This is a genomic window from Neisseria sp. P0021.S007 (assembly GCF_051956855.1).
Window position 1 is genome coordinate 1 of the sequence record NZ_JBQCXA010000202.1, and the last position, 964, is coordinate 964.

At 53.7% G+C, this 964-nt stretch carries 1 protein-coding gene; it reads right to left on the reverse strand.

All coding sequences use genetic code 11. From position 1 onward, the window contains the following. On the reverse strand, window positions 1-964 hold a 964-nt coding region (locus tag ACTHUR_RS12220; RefSeq protein ID WP_440398742.1), incomplete at both ends, for a M16 family metallopeptidase.

Below are 964 nucleotides of genomic sequence, written 5' to 3' on the forward strand. Positions count from 1 at the left end.
ATCATGGAGGCTTGGGAAGACATGGAGTCTTTGGCGTAGATTTCGCTGACCGCTGCCTGGGTTTTGACGCGCTGCAATTCTTCTTCGGAAACGCCGTTGTCGGCAATGTCTTTGATTTCTTGGCGCAGCTGGGCAATCAGAGTATCGGTTTTCACGCCTTCGGCAGGCATAGCCATGACGCTGAACAGCGGCATTTCACGGCTGATGATGTCGTAATGCGTTCCTGCGTTCAATGCGGTTTGCTTGCCGCGCACGAGGTTGTTATCAAAACGGCTGGACGCGTTGCCTGCCAAAATATCGGAAAGGATGTCGAGGGCAAAAGGCATCGTGTCATCGAATTTTTGGAGTTTCGGCACACGGAAGTTGATGGCAATCAGCGGCTGGTGTGTGACCGGAGAAGTGGCTTTGACTGTAACAGGCTTGCGCAAATAGGGTTCGGTATGGAGCTTGTTGCGCGGCGGCTGGGCTTTGGCCGGAATATCGCCAAAGAGTTTGGCGGCCGTCTGAAGCGTTTGTTTGGCATCAACATCGCCGACAATGACCAATACGGCATTGTTGGGCGCGTAATATTGTTTGTACCACGCGCGCAGGTCGTCGGCTTTTAGGGTGTGCAAATCTTTCATGTAGCCGATGACGGAGGCGCGCATGGACGGTTGGGTAAAGGCGGCAAGATAGGCTTGTTCCCACATTTTGCCGTCGGCTGTGTCTTCCGTGCGCTGGCGGCGTTCTTCACGGATGACGTTCATCTCGTTGAGGAATTCTTTGTCGCTGAAGTTGAGGTTGTGCATGCGGTCGGCTTCGAGCTTCAGAATCTCGGGCAGGTTGGCGGCGGCGACGTTTTCGTAATACACCGTTTCATTGCGGTTGGTGTAGGCATTGTTTTGTCCTCCCAGCTCGGATACGCGGCGGTTGAATTCGCCGGATGGAACGTCTTTCGTGCCTGTAAACATCATGTGTTCCAAAG